Below are 17,768 nucleotides of genomic sequence, written 5' to 3'. Positions count from 1 at the left end.
GCTATTTTAACCCAAACGGCTACGTTACGGATTATGCGAATAGTGACCAGGCTTTTTGTACCGTCATCCAGATGCCATAACTGATGGGAATCAGGACAGCCAGCCACGCCAGTTTGACCAGAATGGCAGGTGTTTTCTGGTCGTCCTGCTTGATGTTCACAGCCTGCTGGGTGGTGTTTTTGCCACCACTTTGCTCTGCTGCCAATTCGCTGTCTGACATGAAGTATTTGTCAGCCACTGGTCTGACCAGCAAGTTGGCAATAAAGCCCACACCGAGCAAGGCCGCCAGCGTCATAAATATCGGCGCATAAATATCGGCATAGGGGACGTTGGCCTCCAGTCGCACGTCGTGCAGGTAGTTGACAATGACCGGACCCAGAATACCTGCCGTTGACCAGGCGGTGAGCAGGCGGCCGTGAATGGCGCCTACAAACTGCGTACCGAACAAATCAGCCAGATAGGCCGGAATGGTGGCAAAGCCGCCGCCATACATGGAGGCGATGATGCAGAATACCAGCAGGAACAAGGCCAGTTGATGATGATTGGCTGCGTAAGTGCCGCAGACATACATCATGATGCCGAGTACAAAAAAGATGAAATAGGTCGTTTGGCGACCCAGTTTGTCTGACGAGGTGGCCCAGCCGATACGGCCGAAAATGTTAAACAGTGAAATCAGTCCGACAAAACCTGCGCCTACCGCTGCCGCTGCGGCAGTCAGCGCTTCATCTGCCTTGATCTCGGCAAACCCAAGTGCAGGCTGGCCGATCAGCACCCCGCCAAACGTTTCCTGCAACATGGGCGCTGCGGCACCGATAATGCCGATGGCAGCAGACACATTCATGCACAGGATCAGCCACAGCAACCAGAATTGCGGCGTTTTGTGCGCATTTTTCAGGTGCACATGGCGCGTGGCGACCAGACGGTTGTGCTGGGTGTCTGGCGGTGTCCAACCAGCAGGCTTCCAATTGGCGGCCGGTACGCGGTAACCCAGTGAGCCACAGGTCATAAAGACGGCGTAAATCAGGGCCAGCACGACGAAGGTTTGCCACACACCGGGTGCCGTGGGTGTTGCAAATATACTCATCAGTTTGGTGGCTAGCGGTGAGCCTATCATGGCGCCGCCGCCAAAGCCCATGATCGCCAGGCCTGTGGCCATGCCGCGGCGATCAGGAAACCATTTGATCAGGGTGGATACGGGGGAAATATAGCCCAGTCCGAGGCCTATGCCACCAATGACACCGCTGCCCAGCCACATCATCCATAGCTGGTGTTGATAAACACCGAGGGCGGAAATGAGCAAGCCACCACACCAGCAAAGCATGGCAACCAGGCCTGCCTTGCGCGGACCTGCCCGCTCTAGCCAGCCACCCCAGACGGCAGCAGAGCAGCCCAGCAGGACGAAAAACAAGGTATACATCCAGCCTAGGTCAAACTGGGTCCAGTTGCAGTCAGTAGCGGTCAGCGCTTTGGCGGTGCCTGCCAGTTTATCGGCAAAGGTGCTTGCCCCTGCGGCGCAGGCGGCCACTGGTTTGCCATCTGGCCCAGTGAGCGCGTTGCCCAGCGGTTTCCAGAATACGCTAAAGCCATAAGCCATGCCGATTGAGAGATGTACTGCCAGTGCTGCCGGTGGTACCAGCCAGCGATTGAAATGGCTGCCAGCGGTGATGTGTTCTTTGGAAAGATTAAGCAAGATTAAAAACCCCTTTATTTTTTGCCGTTACATCTTGTTACAATTTGTCCTAAAAGGCAATAACAGCAAAATTAAATTTATGTGATGTTGTCATTAAAATGTCATAATTCATTCATAAACTGGCGAGCATTCAATCAATACTTTGATCTCATATTGCTTAAAGGGAGTGTCATGGCAGCAGCGAATATTTTGGTGGTAGAAGACGAACCGGCGATTCAGGAATTGCTGGCGTTAAATATCAAACAGGCGGGGCATCACGCTATCCGTGCCACCAGCGTCGAACATGCACAAATGTTGTTGCGTGAAACCATGCCAGACCTGATTTTGCTGGACTGGATGCTGCCTGGCATGAGCGGCATTGAGTTTGCCCGCCGCCTGAAATCTGACAGCCTGACTAAAGAAGTACCGATTATCATGCTGACTGCACGTGGCGATGAGTTTGATAAAGTACGCGGCCTGGAAGTAGGCGCAGATGATTATGTGACCAAGCCATTCAGCCCGCGTGAGTTGAATGCGCGTATCAAAGCCGTGTTGCGCAGACGCGCACCGCAAATGACTGATGATCCGATTGAAATCGCCGGTTTGCACCTGGACCCGACCACACACCGCGTGACTGGCCATAATGTGCATATCCCGCTGGGCCCGACCGAGTTTAAATTGTTGCACTTCTTTATGACCAATCCTGAGCGCGTACATAGTCGCACACAGCTGTTGGATAAGGTATGGGGTGATCGCGTGTTTGTCGAAGACCGTACGGTCGATGTGCATATTCGCCGCCTGCGCAATGCACTGGTAGCTTCCAAGCATGAGGAAATGATCCAGACCGTGCGTGGTTCCGGTTATCGCTTCTCAGTGCATACTGATCCTGGCAATTAAGCCGCTTTCGCCTGGCCAAGATTTATTTGAGCGTGACAGGGGTCGCGCTCTATCCTCAGACAGGGTGTCGTGATACGCTTGCGCGTGTTGATTTTTCACGATTAAATAGCCCATGAAACACCTTTTTACCCAAGCTTGCTCAGCTGCTACGTATCGCTGCTTGATACGTTTCTTTTGGCTGGCATTAATTATTTGGGTAGCCCTCACTTTCCGCCAGCACGGCATCAGCAACGACGAGTATGTACAACATACTTACGGTCAAATGCTACTCGACTGGTATCAGTCCGGTTTTAAAGACCAGGACGCTTTTCACTACCGAAATCTATACCTGTATGGCGGCTTGTTTGACATTATTGCCGCTGCGCTGGACCCGTATATCCCGATCATGATCTGGGATATACGTCACTTGCTCTCGGCCTTGTTTGGTTTGCTGGGCTTTTACGGCGTGTCCAGATTCGCGCATTTGCTGGGCGGCGAGCGCCTGGCATTGCTAGCCATGACCCTGCTGTTCCTCACGGTATCGTGGTCTGGCACCATGTTTACCCATACCAAAGATGTGCCGTTCGCCACGTGCATGTTGTGGGCGCTCTATGCCACAGCACTGGTTATACGTGATATGGAAAATGTCAGTGGCAAAGCGATTGTATTGCTTGGGTTCGCAGTCGGCGGCGCATTAGGCTTGCGCGTTGGCGGCGCTTTTGCCGTGATCTATCTGGTGTTGCTGGTGCTTGTGCGTGTATTGCTCGACCACAAATATGAACGCACGCCGATATGGTCGCGCCTGCTGCGCATGGTGGTTGTTTTGCTGCCGGCTGCCGTGCTGGCATTTGTATTCATGGCCATGTGCTGGCCGTGGAGTGTGATTGAGCCGGACAATTTGCTGGAAGCCGCCAAGTCCTTCTCGCACTTTGACTTTAATATGCAGACCATTGCCAATGGCGTGGTCTACAACATCAGCGAAGTGCCGCGCAGCTACCTGTTTCAGTATCTGGCGGTTAAATTACCTGAGGCGGCTTTGTTAGGCATCTTCAGCCTGCCTTTGCTGTGGTTCGCTGGCCGCCAGGCCTTGCGGCTGGCTGACCAGCGCACGCGTATGGTCATGTATACCCTGTTGGTGGGTATCTTGTTTCCACTCGTCTTTGTGATGGATGACCGGCCTGCTTTGTATAACGGCGTGCGTCACTTTACCTTTTTATTGCCTTTGTTAGCGATCTTCTCCGCCTGGGCGATCGTGGCTGTCTGGCAGGCATTGGCGCACAGTCATCTGAACGCAAGAGTCGCGTACCAGGCCATTTGGGCTGGCGTGATTGGCGGCCTGATGCTGGTGACCTTGGTCGATATTGTGCAATTGCATCCATACCAATACGCCAGACTTAACCGACTGGCAGGCGATCAAACCCAGGCCCAATTTAAGTGGGAGGGCGATTACTGGTCCAGTGCTTTACGTGTGGCGACTGATCAGCTCACCGAGATGCATTTGCCTGCGCGCAACAAACCTTACTGGGTGGCGGCCTGTGTCGATACGCCACAAATAGAACCCTACCTCGATGGCCGCTTTAGTGTGACCCGTCGTTGGGAAGAGGCCGACTTTTTCTTGTCTACCACCAATATGCATTGCCACGAAGTCATGAAGGGCAAGCTGATTGGCGGCGTACAGCGGCAGGGCATGTGGCTGGCGGTGATTAAAGACCGTCGCCATTTACAAGGCGCTGACCGCCTGGCTACTCCGGCCAAAAACTAGTAGCAATCCGCTACAATAACCGTATCGAACCTGCTAATCTGATTGCCATGACGACAGTTGACTCTCACCGCCTCACCGCCCAACCGCATATCACGGTGATGGTGCCTGCTTACAATGAAGAAAAAAACATTGCGCATACACTGCAAAATATCCGCGGCGTGCTACAGCAGATGTCACCGCATTGGGATATGGTGGTGGTCGATGATGGCAGCCGTGACCAAACCGCACAGGTGGTGCAGTCTCTGGTCGAGGATTGCCATGTGACCCTGGTCAGGTTTTCGCGAAACTTTGGCAAAGAAAATGCCATTAGCGCCGGCCTGAGTTATGCCAAAGGCGATGCGGTGATTTGCATGGATGCCGATGGCCAGCATGCCTCTGAGCTTATGTTGACCATGCTGGAAAAGTGGCGTGAAGGCTACGACATGGTGTATGCCGTGCGCCAGGACCGTGCGCAGGAGTCCTCCTTCAAGCTATGGGGTTCTCGCCTGTTTTACCGCATGATGAGCGCCAGTACTCATGTAGAAATCCCGCGTGATGCCGGGGATTTCCGCCTCATGAACCGTAAAGTGGTTGATGCCTTGTGCGCCTTGCCCGAGCGTAACCGCTTTATGAAAGGGATTTACGCCTGGGTGGGTTATAAGTCTATCGGTATTCCTTACACACCCTTGCCGCGCTTGCACGGGGAGAGTGCTTATTCAAAACTCAAATTGATTGCGCTGGCCTGGACAGGTATTACCAGTTTCTCCGTCCTGCCATTGCGCCTGGCCAGTTTAACCGGTGCGACATTGGCTTTGCTGGCATTTGCCTATGGTGCCGTGGTGGTGATTGATGCCCTGTTTTTCCATGAGTCTGTGCCTGGTTGGCCGACCGTGGTGGCCAGCATGATGTTTTTCGCTGGGGTGCAGTTGTTATTTATTGGCGTGCTGGGCGAATACCTTGCCCGTGTCTATGACGAAGTCAAAGGTCGTCCGCCATACATTGTGGCTGAAGTCGTTGCACCGGCTGCGTCCGGTCACCAGCCCTGAGGTTAAGATGCGTGCCTCGGTATTAGGGTTTGTCAGTGTGGGTGCGTTGGCTGCAGGCGTGCATTACATCGTGGCATTGCTGACGCACGCCTGGGGCTGGCAGCCTGCTGAGGCCAACTGGCTAGGTTTTCTATGCGCCTTCCCTGTGAGTTATATCGGGCATCGCCGCTGGTCGTTTCGTGGCACACAGGCAAGTCATCTTGCCGCATTTTTCAAGTTTCTGGCAGTGGCTTTGCTCGGTTTTTTTGGCAACCAGGCCTTGTTGTGGCTGGCATTGACTTACACGCCGCTGCCTTTCTGGTTTGCGCTTGGCGTGGTGATGGTGTTGATCGCAATCAGCACCTGGCTGCTGAGCCGCTTCTGGGCTTTTCAGCATGATTAAGGTGTTACATGGCTAAGGTTATTATTTGTGCCGATGACTATGCACAATCGGCCGCGATTGATGCTGCCATTTTGACGCTGATTGAGCGTGGCATATTGACTGCCACCTCTTGCATGACGCTCAGCCCGCGCTGGCCGGAGAGTGCCCGGCAGCTCACCCCGCAACTGCGCACCAAGGCGGACCTTGGCCTGCACCTCGACTTTACCCAGTTTTCGCGCAGCATGCGAGTCTCTCACCCAGTGCTGGTGTTACGTAGCTTGACTGGCTTGCTTAGCACGCAAAAGGTGATGGCCAATATCAAGCAACAGCTGGATGCTTTTGAGGATGCGTTGCATACGCCGCCGGATTATATTGATGGCCATTTACACGTCCATCAGCTGCCCATCATCCGCGAGGCACTGCTCACCATTTTGCAACATCGATACAGCCACTTGCCGCTTAGCGAGCGGCCGTGGTTGCGTATTTCCAGCCCTCCCGTGGGCAGTGGCCTCAAAGCCCGTATTATCCATTGGCTAGGCGCAGAAAAATTAAAACAGCTTGCCAAGGCCGCCGGGTTCCGCGTTTCGCCTGTATTGCTGGGCGTCTACGATTTTCAGGGCGATGCGGCGGCCTATCAGGCACGTTGGCTATATTGGGCCAGGCAGCTCAAACAACTGCTCATCTCTGAAAAAGACCTGCCACCCGTGCTCATGTGTCATCCGGCGCGTCCCACGCAAGTCATTGATCCGCATGACCCGATTGCCATCGCCAGAATGATTGAATGGCAAGTCATGCAGTCGGCTGACTTCTCTGCCTGGCTGTCCATGGCGGATATCCAGCCAGTGAAAGGCCTGCATTGAGTTCTGTTCAAGCCTGGGTAAGCCATGCCCCGTTGTGGCAACGTGCCTCGCTGGCGCTTTTGATCGGTGCACTCACGGTGCTGGGTTTTGCACCTTATGGCCTGTTCTGGTTGCCCTGGTTAACCCTGGCCGCTTTGCTGTGCTTATGGCAGCAAGCCGCAACGCCTGCACACGTATTTAAACTGGGCCTGGCTTTTGGTCTTGGCCTGTATGGTGTTGGTATCTACTGGATTTATATCAGCCTGCATACCTTTGGCGGCATGCCCTGGTGGTTTGCCGGGTTCTGCACTTTCTGCCTGTGTGCGTTTATGGCCCTGTTCCCGGCAGTTGCGGGTTATCTGGCCAAGCGGCTGGGCCATTTGTTATGGGCTGCGCCGTTATTATGGGCCTTGTCAGACTGGGTGCGCAGCTGGATTTTTACCGGTTTCCCCTGGTTAACGCTGGGCTATAGTCAAGCACCAGACAGTCCATTGGCAGGTTTTCTACCTGTGCTGGGTGTCTATGGACTCTCGGCATTGGTGATGCTGTTGGCCGCATGTGTACTTGCCTTGGCCACCACTCAGCAGCGTCTACGCTCAGCGGGTATCCTTGTTGCGTTGCTCGTAGGCGGCAGCGCACTCACGCAAGTGCCGTGGAGCCAAGCTGTGGGTCAGCCGGTCAGCGTCGCTTTATTGCAAGGCAATATCAGCCAAACCATCAAATGGTCGCCCGAGCATGCTGAGCAGACCTTGCGCCAATATTTCGACATGGTGCAGCAAGCCAAAGCGCAATTGATTGTCTTGCCGGAAACCGCTTTACCGGTGTTGCTCGAACAGCTGGCGCCAGTGTATCTGGATGCACTTAAACAACATGCGCTCGACCAGCAAGGCGACTTACTGGTAGGCGTCGTTGAGTCTAGACAAGGTGAATATTTTAATAGCGCAATCAGCCTCGGTACGTCACCAACGCAAGCCTATTCCAAAAGCCATCTGGTGCCCTTCGGCGAATTTATTCCGCTCAAAAGCGTCTTCGGCTGGATTTACCGTGACTGGTTGCATATGCCGCTGAGTGATTTATCACGCGGCACTTCAAAGCAGCCATTGCTGATTGCCGGGCAAAAAGTTGGCGTCAATATTTGCTACGAAGACGTGTTTGGTGAAGAGATTGCCCAGCAACTGCCGCAAGCCGAGTTACTGGTGAATATCAGCAACGATGCCTGGTACGGACAATCGTTTGCGGCGGACCAGCATATGCAATTTAGCCAGGTGCGTGCACTGGAAACCGGGCGTATGGTATTGCGTAGCACCAATACTGGGGCGACGGCGATTATCGATAAAAATGGCCAGGTACTGCAGCATGCCGCACATGATCAGGCGGTGATTTTGACCGGTGAAGCGCAGAGCTATCGGGGGCAGACGCCTTATGTTTTTTGGGGGAACTGGGCGTTTCTGGTGTTGAGTATTGGTGGCTTGTTGTTGATTGAGTTTAGAAGGTAATTCTTAGGTTTGTGCGTTTAAGTGGCATTTTGTTTCGCCTCTAGGCGAGTTACTTTTCTTTGCTTGCACAAAGAACAAGTAACCAAAAGAAAGTGCACCCCAACTTCCGCTTGTTTCCTGTGCTACTCGGATTGTCGGGCGGCAATCAAAAACTCGCTCCTACGGAGCTCAGACAGTTGCTTGCCGACTACCCCCGCCAATCCTGCGTTGCTCGGCGCGGCAGATGGGGGCCCCCAACACCAGGTGAGCGCCATCGTTTAGAGGGCTTAATAAAAGAATCCGGTTTTTGAGTCGTTCAGATTTCGACAATGTCAGTTTGGTGAGATAAATCCCATTCCATCACGCTGAGTAGCGGAGACAAAGTGGGGGATGTCGGCCATCGGCTGTTCGAGTTCCGCGGTGGCTTGCGGGGTGTGCAAGCCGCTAGGGCGAGTTTCGATGGACGCCCACTTTGTTGAGCAACGCAAGGAAGCCGTAAGGCCGTGATGGTTGGGTGCCCTCTTCTTTGGTTACTTTCTGAGGGGCAAGCATCAGAAAGTGACTCGCCTAGAGGCGAAATAAGCTGTTACTTAAACGCACAATACCCAAAAAGAAGAATTACCTTCAGCAATCAATCCATACTTTTTGAACCAAAAAAGTGCTGATACAAAATCGGCAATACAAACAACGTCAAGAACGTTGCTGTAATCAATCCCCCAATCACCACAATCGCCAATGGCCGTTGAATCTCCGCCCCCGGCCCCGTGGCAAACAGTAACGGAATCAGACCAAACGCGGTAATGCTGGCGGTCATGAGTACTGGCCGCAATCGGCGTTTGGCGCCTTCATAGGCAATCTTGCTGGCATCCATGCCTTGTTCGGCTAATTGCTGAAAATGGCTGACCATCACTACACCATTGAGCACAGCAATGCCTAGCAAAGCAATAAAGCCAACGGAGGCGGGCACTGAGAGGTATTCACCCGATAACCACAGCGCAAACACGCCACCTATCATGGCGAACGGGATATTCGCGAGTACCAGCAGCGCTTTGGGGAATGAGCCAAAGGTCATGAATAGCAGCAGGGCAATCAGCACAATCGCGATCGGGATAACGATGCTGAGGCGCGCCGCAGCCCGTTGCTGGTTCTCGAACTGGCCGCCCCACACCAGCCAGTAGCCTTCGGGGAGTTTGACTTGTTGTGTGACTTTCTGTTTGGCTTCTTCGACAAAGCTCACCAGGTCGCGGTCTTTGACGTTGGCGGTGACGACGACCATGCGGTTGCCACGTTCACGGTCGATTTTGACAGGGCCTTCTTCGCGCACAACATTCGCGACGCTGGAAAGTGGCACGGTGCCGCCTTGTGGCAGTGCGAGCATGAGTTGGCTGAAGTCTGAAGCGGATTCACGCACGACCTGGCTGCCACGCAGCAGTATCGGCGTGCGGCGGTTGCCTTCGAGCACGATGCCCAGCAGTTTGCCTTCGAGCTGGCTTTGCAGCAGGGTGTTGATGTCGGCGATACTGAGTCCCAGCCTGCCAGCCGCGACGCGGTCTATCTTGATTTGCAAATACTGCACGCCACTGTTCTGTGGCGTATACACATCCTGGTTGCCGGGGATGGATTCCAGCACCTTGATGATTGCCTGCGCCTTTTGGTCAAGCACTTTGAGGTCGGTGCCAAAAATCTTCAGGGCTAAATCTCCGCGTACGCCGAGGATCATTTCATTGACGCGCATTTCAATCGGTTGCGTGAAGTTGTAATCCAGACCGGGGATGCCGTGCATGACACGACGCAGTTTTTCGATCAGTGCTGCTTTATCGGCAACTTGCCATTGCGCGCGCGGTTTAAGTAGCAGGAAGTTGTCGGTCTGGTTAATGCCCATGGGGTCTAGGCCGAGTTCATCCGAGCCGGCTCTGGAATAAACGCCCTGGATTTCCGGCACTTGTTGCAGCAGAGTTTGTTGCAGGTGGCTATCGGTGGCAACACTTTGTGCTAATGAAATCGAAGGCAGTTTTTCGGTGCCGATAATCACATCGCCTTCGTCCATGGTCGGCATAAAGGTTTTGCCTATTAATGGATATACCACCGCTGTCAGTACCAGTAGGATGACCGCCACCAGCAACACAGGGCGTTTATGCTGCATGGCGGTAGCCAGGGTGCGGGCGTACCAGCGGTTGAGATGGCGGATCAGCCATGGCTCTGTAGTGGCCTGATTCTTAATCAGAAACGACGCCAGCACCGGGATGATGGTGAGTGAGAGCAGCAGTGATGAGCCCAGGGCGAACATGATGCTGAGGGCGACAGGGGCAAATAGTTTGCCCTCCAGCCCTTGCAAGGTGAGCAGAGGGACAAACACCGTGATGATAATCACAATGCCGGCACTGACCGGGATGCTGACTTCACGCATGGCGGCGAGGATGGTGTCGAGTTTGCTATGCTTTTTTGTGGCTGGCGTGTGTGCCAAATGTTCGACGATATTTTCGACCACGACCACGGCAGAATCGACCAGCATGCCGATGGCAATCGCCAGCCCGCCCAGGGACATCAGGTTGGCCGACAGGCCATAGCGCTGCATGAGCCCGAAGGTGGCCAATATGGCCAGTGGCAGCGCGCAGGCGACCGTCAGCGCGGCACGGAGATTACCCAGGAACAAGACCAGTAGTACGAACACCAGTATCACGGCTTCCAGCAGCGCTTTGTTGACTGTATGCACCGCCCGGTCGACCAGGTTGCCGCGGTCGTAAAACACTTCTATCTTCACGTCTTTGGGTAAGCTGGGCGAGATTTCTGCCAGCTTGGTGCGTACGCCTTCTACCACCTGCCGCGCATTGGCACCACGTAAGCCCAGCACCAGGCCTTCCACCGCTTCGCCTTTGCCGTTACGGCTCACAGCACCATATCGTGTCAATTCGCCGATACGTACGTCGGCGACATCGGCAATGCGTATCGGGCTGCCCTGATGACCTTTGATCACGGTGTTGCGCACATCGTCCAGTGTTTTAAATGCGCCTTCGGCGCGCACCAGTAATGACTCTTCGCCATCTTTGAGGCGACCGGCGCCATCGTTGTGATTGTTGTCGCTAATGGCGGTTTGTACATCGTTCAAGGCAATGCCGCGTGCCTGCAATTGGGCGTTGTCGGGTACGATTTCAAAACTGCGTACCAGCCCGCCCAGCGCATTCACGTCGGCGACGCCGGGCACCGTGCGCAGGCGTGGGCGAATAACCCAGTCCAGTAGTGTGCGTTTTTCCTGCAGGCTGAGCGTGTTTGACTCAATGGTGAACATGAACATCTCGCCCAATGGCGTGGTCATTGGCGCGATGCCGCCGGAAATCTCTGCTGGCAGGTTCGCCCAGGCGTTATTCAGCCGCTCGGTGACTTGTTGGCGCGCCCAGTAAATATCCGTGCCATCCTCAAAATCGATCGTGATGTCGGTCAGTGCGTATTTGGCCACTGCGCGTAAACCGATCTGCTTGGGGATGCCCAGCATTTCCACTTCAATCGGTGCCGTGATACGGGCTTCGACTTCTTCCGGGGTCATGCCTGGCGACTTGATGATGATTTTCACTTGCGTGGCAGACACATCCGGGAAGGCATCAATCGGGATGGTTTGATAAGCAGTCCAGCCAGCAAACAGCAGGCCAATGGCAAACACGCAAATGAGCAAGCGTTGCTTGAGTGAGGTTTCGATGAGCCAATCCAGCATGGTTTACTCCCCACCCAATCCAAGCCAGTGGCCTTTTAAGGCGGCCACGCCTTGCACGGCAATGGTTTCATTACCACGCAAGCTGGCGCGTACGGTTAATTGCTGATCCTGCTCCAGGATGACTTTGACCGGGATCACAGCGATGCCTTTGGGCTGCTGTACAAAAATGACTGCCTGCTCGCCTTGCCTGGCCACCGCACTTCTCGGCACGGCAAAGCTGCCTTGCGTGGTTTGTTCAACCAGCGCCACATCGACGATCTGCCCGACGGAGAGCCGTTCAGCGCCCTGGCTAATTGACGCCCGTACTTGCGTGGTTTGGTTATTTTTATTGAGTTGACGTAACACCGTGTCGACCTTGGCAGTCAGGTTTTGCTTGGGTAAGCGTACCGTTGTCCCTGCACTCAATTGCTGCGCTTGCGCAATCGGCACCTGTATCATCAGCCACAAAGGTTTTGGGTTGCTGATGGTGAAGATCGGCATCGCCATATCCACGCGCGCGCCCACCTGCTGTTGCTGCTCCATGATCTGTCCGCTGATCGGCGCGACGATGGCCATGCCGTTTTGCATGCTGCGCTTTTGCGCCAGTTGCTGGACTTGGCTCTCGCTCATGCCTGCCAGTTTTAAGGTCTGTTTGCGTTCGTGCATCAATGCCTGGCTGGTTTCATAGGCGCTTTGTGTTTCCTGCATACGGCGCTGGGCAATAATGCCATCCTTGAACAATTCCTGGTCGCGTTTGAGGGCTTGTTCGTGCAACCTGGCCTGGGTGTCGCTCTGCAAATAGTTGCTTTGCAAGGCCACCAGGTCCGGGCTACTGAGTTGGCCGATGACCTGGCCTTGTTTGACCGTATCACCCACGCTGACATCCAGCCTGGTAATCAAGCCACCTTGCGGGGCAGTGACCACGCGTGTTTGCGTTGGTGGCAACATCACTTCGGCCGGGTAGCTGGCGGATAATCCACTTTGTTGGGTTTGCAAATGTCCCCATTGCACTTGCATCTGCGTCAATTGTGCTGGTGAGAGCGGTAACAGCGTTTCTGCTAATGTGTGAAACGACAGGCAGGCTGAGAGTGTTAAAAAAAACATTTTTTTCATGGCAGGACTCCTACGGCCTGGTTGTATTTGGCAATGTTCCATTGCACTTGTAGCTGCTGGCTGCTCAAGCTGCGTTCAGCTTCAAAGGCCAGTAATTGCAGGCGTAATAATTGGTTGAGATCGAGTTCGCCTAAACGGTAGGCTTTGCGTGCCAGGGCTGCGTTTTCGCTGGCGATGGCTTGTTGCTGTTGAATCAGGGTAAGTTCCTGGCGGCTGACATGCAGGTTATGCTCGGCTTCGTGCAGGTTGTTTTCCAGCTGGCGGCGCAAGGTCTCCAGTTGGCTGCGGGCATCGCCTATGTTTTGCTCGGCGTTAGCCAGCAAGGGTGCACGGTGCACTTCGCTTTGCAGCGGAATATTAATGGCCACACCCATGCTGGAGTTATAGGCATAATCAAAGCCGCCCTGGATGGTACGTGTGCTGAGCGTGAGTTGCGGGTTTTGCCGTTGTTCAATTGCTGTTAAGTCACGCTGGCCTTCAGCCAGTTTGAGCCTGGCTTGTGCGGCTTGCCAGTAAGGCGAGTCTGCGTAGTCTTCACGCGTAGACAACGGTTCTTCCAGTCTGGCAGGCATTTCACTCAGTTCGGTGAGTTGCTGGTAGCGGAACTGCGCATGCATGAGCTCAGCGTGCGCTGTCACGCGCTGGCGTTCGGCTTGCAGGGTTTCCTGTTCCGCCTGCATCACGTCCAGCCTGGCTACTTCACCGGCCTTAAAGCGTTTTTGTACATCTTCGGCAATACTACGCATGGTGTCGCGGCGGTTTTCCACCAGGCTGACGTCATTGCGGCGCAAAGCGATATCCCACACAGCATTGCGTAGCAGATCTGCGGCTAGTTGCTGTAAGCCAGCCCGGTCTTGTGACAGGCTGTCGTCAGCCAGGCTGGCGACCTGGCTGCGCGCCTGACGCTGGCCAGGTAACCAGATTGGGATCTGCATTTGCGCCTGCCACTCACGCTCGTCGCGATTGCTCATTAAAGCGTCGTTTTGATGTGAAAAGCCGACAGAAGGGGCTTGTGGCAGCCAGCTATTGGCCATGGTTCTGCGTGCCTGCACCATTTGCTGGTGGGCGGCCAGCAAGGACTGTTGCGGATGGATAGCGACGACCTGCTGCAATACTTCATGCAGGCTTAAACGCGGGTTGGTTGAAACGGTGTCCTCGTGATCGCTGGCCAGGTTGGCCATGCTTTCGGCCATGGCAGGCATGGCATGGCTCATCATCAGCCATATGCCGCATGCGATTAACCGGGAGTGAAGCACTCCCCGAGATAGATGAAACATAGATTCTCCTGAACAAAACAGGCAAATGGATGGCGATTGCCAACCGATGCGTTAGGTGTTTGTTCAGGCGTGAGGCGGCGCGCGAGGGTTATGGCGGCTAAGCGGGGACGGATGAAGGGCACTGTCGTGTTGCTGTCGCTGGTATTGATGACGTGGTACCAGCAGGCATAACGATAGCAAAAATAGGGCAGGCAGCAGGGCGGCTAGCCAGAGGCTGGCGTAAGCATCGATCAAGGATAACAGTGTATTGCTTTCACTGATGGCTTGGCCCAGGCCTATGATTTGCCCATGCGATTTGCTGGAATGCATATGCCAGTGAAACGGATGCTTGGCATCCTGTGCTTCGGCATGCAGTGCCGGAATATCCACCATATGCATATGCGGACCATCATCGGCCGCGGTGTCGCCTGCGGCATGGGCGTGCAACAGCGGCGCAATGGTTTGCAGCAAGGCAAACCATAACGTCAGCAACAATACCCATGTGCGGTAGGATTTCATGTACATAATCTATCAAACTTTGCGTGATGCCACAATCGCAAAAAACCGTAAAAAAACCATTCAACTCTTTCAACGGCGCTGCAATGCGATTTCTTAACCCTGTCTGAATCAGGTAAAATATTCGTTTTACAATCAACCGGATCAGGCGCGATGGTGCTGACCTTTCAACAAATTATTTTAAAGCTTCAGGAATACTGGGACAAACAAGGCTGCACTTTGTTGCAACCTTACGATATGGAAGTGGGCGCAGGCACCAGCCACACCGCAACTTTCTTACGCGCATTGGGCCCTGAGCCCTGGAAAGCTGCCTATGTGCAGCCCAGCCGCCGCCCGAAAGATGGCCGTTATGGTGAGAACCCTAACCGTCTGCAACATTACTACCAATACCAGGTGGTGTTGAAACCTGCGCCGGCGAATATCCTCGAACTCTATCTGGGTTCACTGGAAGCACTGGGTTTTAACCTGCAGGAAAACGATATTCGCTTTGTCGAAGATGACTGGGAAAACCCGACGTTGGGCGCCTGGGGCCTGGGCTGGGAAGTCTGGCTCAATGGCATGGAAGTGACGCAGTTTACCTACTTCCAGCAAGTCGGCGGCATTAACTGTAAGCCGATTACCGGCGAGATTACTTATGGCCTGGAGCGTTTGGCCATGTATCTGCAAGGCGTAGAAAATGTTTATGACCTTGAGTATTCGCCTGGCGTCAAATACGGTGACGTGTTCCACCAAAATGAGGTTGAGCAATCGACCTATAACTTTGAGCACTCGGATGCTGACTTCCTGTTTACGGCATTTAATGCTTATGAAAAACAGGCCAAGCACCTGATGGAAGTAAAGCTCGCTTTGCCTGCTTACGAGCAAGTGTTGAAAGCGGCGCATACCTTTAACCTGCTGGATGCGCGTGGTGCCATTTCCGTTACCGAACGTGCGGCTTATATTGGCCGTATCCGTAACCTGGCCCGCGCTGTGGCCGCCAGTTACCTCGATAGCCGCGCCCGACTGGGCTTCCCGATGGCGCCTAAAGCCTGGGCTGATGAAGTCATCGCCAAGATTGAGAGCGAACAAGCAGAACAAAACAAGAAAGCCGCCGCATGAGTACCCGCAACCTGTTAGTTGAATTATTTGTAGAAGAGCTGCCACCAAAAGTATTGAAAAAACTGGGCGAGTCTTTCAGTGGCGTGTTGGCTGAAAGCTTAACGGCCTCTGGTTTGCTGGTGGATGGTACGGTTACAACGTTTGCCTCTCCGCGTCGTTTAGCGGCGCATATCACCCATGTGTCTGCCAAAGCAGCAGACAAGCAAGTCGCGCAAAAACTGATGCCCGCCACCGTGGGCCTGGGTGCCAATGGCAACGCGACGCCTGCTTTGCTGAAGAAATTGCAGGCATTGGGTGAGGATGAAAGCGCAGTTGCCAAGCTGCGCAAAGAGCACGACGGCAAGGCCGATATCCTGTTCCTGGATGCTACGCAAGCTGGGGCAACATTGTCCGAGGGTTTGCAAAAGGCCATTGATGAGGCGTTGGCAAAATTGCCTATTCCTAAAGTCATGACCTATCAAATCAACGATGGCTGGCAGAGCGTGAATTTTGTGCGTCCGGCACATGGCCTGGTGGCCTTGCATGGCAACGAGGTCGTGCCGATCTCAGTATTAGGCTTATCTGCGGGCAACACCACACAAGGGCATCGCTTCGAGGCGAAGCAGCCTGTGGTCACGCTCACCTCTGCCGATACCTATGCCCAGCAATTGGCGGACGAAGGGGCGGTGATTGCCAGTTTTGATGCGCGTCGTGCCGAAATTGTAAAGCAGCTGCAAGCTGCGGCTGATAAACAGGGCCTGAAGCCGATTGAAGACGATGCCTTATTGGATGAAGTCACTGCGCTGGTGGAACGTCCTAACGTATTGCTCGGCCAGTTTGAAGAAGAGTTCCTGGCAGTGCCGCAAGAGTGCCTGATCCTGACCATGAAGGCCAACCAGAAATACTTTCCGTTGCTGGATGCGAGCGGCAAGCTGACGAATAAGTTTTTAATCGTCTCTAACATCAATCCCGCTGATGCCAGCAAGGTCATCGGCGGTAATGAGCGTGTGGTGCGTCCACGCTTGGCCGATGCTAAATTCTTCTTCGACCAGGACCGTAAGAAGACGCTGGAAAGCCGTTTGCCAGGCCTGGGTAAGGTGGTTTACCACAACAAGCTGGGTTCACAAGGTGAGCGCAATGAGCGCGTGGTGGCGATTGCGTCTGCCATTGCCCAGCAGATTGGCGGTGACGGTTTTGTCGCCAAAGTGGCGCAAGCCGCACGTTTGTCCAAGATTGACCTGCTGACCGATATGGTCGGTGAGTTCCCCGAGTTGCAGGGCATTATGGGCCGTTACTACGCCCAGCATGAAGGTTTGGCCGATGATGTGGCCTATGCGATTGAAGACCATTACCGTCCACGCTTTGCCGGTGACGAATTGCCGCGTAGCCAGGTCGGTGTGGTGGTGGCTTTGGCAGATAAACTGGAAACGCTGGTTGGCCTGTTCAGCATCGGTGAAAAACCGACGGGTGACAAGGATCCGTTTGCCTTGCGTAGGCAGGCACTGGGCATTTTGCGCATGCTGATGGAAACCGATTTGCCATTGGCGTTTGACCAGTTGATTGCACAAACCCTGAGTGTGTTCAATGGCGGCCAAGAAGTGGCTGAAGCCATCAAGGCATTCTGTTTTGACCGTTTGGCGGTGAATCTGCGTGACCAGGGCGCGAGTGCGCAAGAAGTCGATGCGGTATTGTCATTGTCACCGAATCAGTTGGCTGAAGTGCCTCGTCGTTTGAGTGCGGTACAGGTGTTTGCCAACCTGGCCGAAGCACCAGCATTGGCGGCTGCCAACAAGCGCGTGTCTAATATCCTGAAAAAGGTGGAAGGCGACGTGAAAGCTGAAGTGAAGGCAGAATTGTTGCAAGAGCCAGCTGAACAAGCCTTGCATCAGGCGCTGGCTGCCACCAAGCCTAAAGCGGATCAGCTGTTTGAAACCGGCGATTACACGGGTTCTTTGCAAGCGCTGGCGGTGTTGAAGGCCCCTGTTGATACGTTTTTTGATGCTGTGATGGTGAATGCAGATGATCCGGCATTAAAAGCCAATCGTCTGGGCTTGCTAGCGACCTTGCATCAGGCCATGAATCGTGTCGCTGACTTGTCCAAGTTGGCCAGTTAA

13 protein-coding genes are annotated in these 17,768 nt (G+C 54.2%); 8 read left to right on the top strand and 5 right to left on the bottom strand.

Annotated features, from left to right (window positions below; translation table 11 throughout):
- Positions 1-31 precede the first annotated feature (31 nt).
- Positions 32-1,594, bottom strand: coding sequence for an OFA family MFS transporter (locus MET42_RS0112370; RefSeq protein WP_019883358.1), 1,563 nt, complete (start codon positions 1,592-1,594; stop codon positions 32-34).
- A 267-nt stretch (positions 1,595-1,861) separates the two neighbouring features.
- Between MET42_RS0112370 and phoB the strand changes: the two genes are divergently transcribed.
- The 6 genes from phoB (at position 1,862) to lnt (ending at position 8,028) form a co-directional block, all read left to right on the top strand.
- Complete coding sequence (phoB, locus tag MET42_RS0112365; RefSeq protein ID WP_019883356.1) at positions 1,862-2,566, top strand: phosphate regulon transcriptional regulator PhoB; 705 nt, start codon at positions 1,862-1,864, stop codon at positions 2,564-2,566.
- Positions 2,567-2,678: 112 nt separating this feature from the next.
- Positions 2,679-4,307: a hypothetical protein gene (locus MET42_RS0112360; protein ID WP_019883355.1), complete on the top strand. Its 1,629-nt coding sequence runs from the start codon at positions 2,679-2,681 to the stop codon at positions 4,305-4,307.
- Between the two features lie 47 nt (positions 4,308-4,354).
- The gene (locus MET42_RS0112355; RefSeq protein ID WP_019883354.1) at positions 4,355-5,332 is read left to right on the top strand and encodes a glycosyltransferase family 2 protein; all 978 of its coding nucleotides are present in this window, start codon (positions 4,355-4,357) and stop codon (positions 5,330-5,332) included.
- Between the two features lie 7 nt (positions 5,333-5,339).
- On the top strand, positions 5,340-5,714 hold the full coding sequence (locus MET42_RS0112350; protein ID WP_019883353.1) for a GtrA family protein: 375 nt from the start codon (positions 5,340-5,342) through the stop codon (positions 5,712-5,714).
- A gap of 8 nt (positions 5,715-5,722) precedes the next feature.
- The gene (locus MET42_RS0112345) at positions 5,723-6,553 is read left to right on the top strand and encodes a ChbG/HpnK family deacetylase (protein ID WP_019883352.1); all 831 of its coding nucleotides are present in this window, start codon (positions 5,723-5,725) and stop codon (positions 6,551-6,553) included.
- Positions 6,550-8,028, top strand: coding sequence for an apolipoprotein N-acyltransferase (gene lnt, locus MET42_RS0112340; protein ID WP_019883351.1), 1,479 nt, complete (start codon positions 6,550-6,552; stop codon positions 8,026-8,028). The genes MET42_RS0112345 and lnt overlap by 4 nt, the downstream gene beginning before the upstream one ends.
- A 610-nt stretch (positions 8,029-8,638) precedes the next feature.
- On the opposite strand, the gene MET42_RS0112335 is transcribed toward lnt, so the two are convergent.
- The 4 genes from MET42_RS0112335 to MET42_RS0112320 form a co-directional block, all read right to left on the bottom strand.
- Positions 8,639-11,713: an efflux RND transporter permease subunit gene (locus tag MET42_RS0112335; RefSeq protein WP_019883350.1), complete on the bottom strand. Its 3,075-nt coding sequence runs from the start codon at positions 11,711-11,713 to the stop codon at positions 8,639-8,641.
- A gap of 3 nt (positions 11,714-11,716) precedes the next feature.
- Positions 11,717-12,805 (bottom strand): efflux RND transporter periplasmic adaptor subunit, encoded by a 1,089-nt coding sequence (locus MET42_RS0112330; RefSeq protein ID WP_019883349.1) that lies wholly within the window; start codon positions 12,803-12,805, stop codon positions 11,717-11,719.
- Positions 12,802-14,022 (bottom strand): TolC family protein, encoded by a 1,221-nt coding sequence (locus tag MET42_RS0112325; RefSeq protein WP_019915184.1) that lies wholly within the window; start codon positions 14,020-14,022, stop codon positions 12,802-12,804. The genes MET42_RS0112330 and MET42_RS0112325 overlap by 4 nt, the downstream gene beginning before the upstream one ends.
- 123 nt (positions 14,023-14,145) lie before the next feature.
- Positions 14,146-14,580 (bottom strand): hypothetical protein, encoded by a 435-nt coding sequence (locus tag MET42_RS0112320; protein ID WP_019883346.1) that lies wholly within the window; start codon positions 14,578-14,580, stop codon positions 14,146-14,148.
- Positions 14,581-14,733: 153 nt separating this feature from the next.
- Here MET42_RS0112320 and glyQ point away from each other — a divergent pair, with 153 nt between their 5' ends.
- Positions 14,734-15,675, top strand: a complete 942-nt coding sequence (gene glyQ, locus MET42_RS0112315) for a glycine--tRNA ligase subunit alpha (RefSeq protein ID WP_024930667.1) — start codon at positions 14,734-14,736, stop codon at positions 15,673-15,675.
- A complete protein-coding gene (gene glyS / locus MET42_RS0112310) occupies positions 15,672-17,768 on the top strand; it encodes a glycine--tRNA ligase subunit beta (protein WP_019883342.1) in 2,097 nt (698 codons plus the stop codon). Before glyQ ends, glyS begins: the two co-directional genes overlap by 4 nt.

Source organism: Methylophilus sp. 42, from assembly GCF_000384155.1.
Classification (GTDB): Bacteria; Pseudomonadota; Gammaproteobacteria; order Burkholderiales; family Methylophilaceae; genus Methylophilus.
This window is presented reverse-complemented; position numbering and strand designations above follow the sequence as displayed.